The sequence below is a fragment of the Bartonella queenslandensis AUST/NH15 genome, assembly GCF_000312585.1.
Lineage (GTDB): Bacteria > Pseudomonadota > Alphaproteobacteria > Rhizobiales > Rhizobiaceae > Bartonella > Bartonella queenslandensis_A.
The window spans coordinates 1-1,446 of the sequence record NZ_HE998057.1 but is presented as its reverse complement, the minus strand read 5'-3'; the positions used below and the strand labels follow the sequence as shown (position 1 = coordinate 1,446).

The 1,446-nt window shown below is 35.2% G+C and carries 3 protein-coding genes; 2 read left to right on the top strand and 1 reads right to left on the bottom strand.

The window, feature by feature from the left end; genetic code table 11:
* The first annotated feature begins 135 nt into the window (after positions 1-135).
* Complete coding sequence (locus tag BN338_RS09335) at positions 136-393, top strand: hypothetical protein (RefSeq protein WP_039761463.1); 258 nt, start codon at positions 136-138, stop codon at positions 391-393.
* 2 nt (positions 394-395) lie between these two features.
* Positions 396-824: a type II toxin-antitoxin system HicB family antitoxin gene (locus BN338_RS09330; protein WP_039761460.1), complete on the top strand. Its 429-nt coding sequence runs from the start codon at positions 396-398 to the stop codon at positions 822-824.
* Between the two features lie 46 nt (positions 825-870).
* Here BN338_RS09330 and BN338_RS09325 read toward each other — a convergent pair whose 3' ends face one another.
* Positions 871-1,404, bottom strand: coding sequence for an antA/AntB antirepressor family protein (locus BN338_RS09325; RefSeq protein ID WP_039761457.1), 534 nt, complete (start codon positions 1,402-1,404; stop codon positions 871-873).
* Between the last annotated feature and the right edge of the window lie 42 nt (positions 1,405-1,446).

Below are 1,446 nucleotides of genomic sequence, written 5' to 3'. Positions count from 1 at the left end.
TATTGCATTATAATTTTATTTGATAAACTCACTCAATAGCTGTGTTATAAAAAGTTAAGGCTTTTTTACTTGATTTCTTATTGACAATCGAACTTTTTTATTCGATGTTGATTTTATGAAATTAAAGGGAGATAAATGGAACGAGAAGCACTGCTTAGAGAGTTACGCAAAGAAGCCAGAAAAAGAGGTATTCATTACAGTAAAGCTCCAGATGCAGGCAAAGGGTCACATTATTTGGTAACTTTGGGAAACAAAACAACTGTTATAAAATCGGGTGAATTAACGTCACTTTATGTGAAAATAATAAAAAACAATTGGGAATATAAAACTCGTATTTCATACGCTTTTAATGTTTCGTTTCAAAAACATTTTGATCATAGTGAGGAGATCTAAACATGGAATATACGTATCAAGCAAAATTTGAAACTGATCCGGATGGTGGTTTTATTGTGACTTTTCCTGATGTACCAGAGGCAATAACAGCTGGAGAAAATAGAGCAGAGGCATTAGAGAATGCTATTGAAGCTTTAGGGTTGGCATTACGCAGCTATACTATGCGCGGTCTACCTTTACCCGTACCACAGCAATATAAAGGTCTTGTAGAGGTCACTGTAGATGCGTGGAATGCTCTTAAGCTTGCAGTGGTAGAAGCCTTTAATGAAGCGAATATTACAAAAACAGAATTAGCACATCGTTTGGGTAAAAAAGAAACAGAAGCAAGACGCATTCTTGACCCCAATTATCCAACGAAGCTTCAAACTCTAGAGCAAACACTGAGTGTTCTTGGCAAGCAAGTCGTTATTACAATAAAAAACGCGGCTTAACTATCTCCTCGTCTTTGAAGACGAGAAGATAAAATCGTGTTTAAATTTAAGCTGCTTTTACAACAGTTTTTTCTAAAACCTGTTTTGCTTCTTTAATGAGAGCTTTGTATTTTCTATTCTCTTCGTCTACTCTGAAAGCATCAATAAGACGCATATGGATTGGTCCTAAAAGATACAGAGCTTTTTCACCAGCATTCATACCCTCCCAATAGCTTGGCAAATCAAAACGTGTATCATTATCATAATCAACAGATTGGCTTTTTAACTTTTTCTCACACTCAATAAAGTAACGACGAGCCTGTCTACCTTTCTCATTGCGTTCAACCATTGAGAGTTCTTTTGCCATGTCTAACGTGAGATGATATTCGATACTTGGACGACCGCTTTTAGGTTTTACTCTTTTTTGAGTAAAATTCACAAAGTCTTGATTTTCTTGAAAAGAATATTCTTCAATCCGTCGTGAAATCCAATCATTGAAGCGTATATTAATATCTAAAAAAGTATGCAATTCGCGTGCATTAACGGTTTGAACAGTCTCTTGATCAATGACCTGTTCTGATATTTCTATAAGTGTGTTCATAATGAACTCCTAGTTGTTAGATGTTTTTCATTGACACTCAAT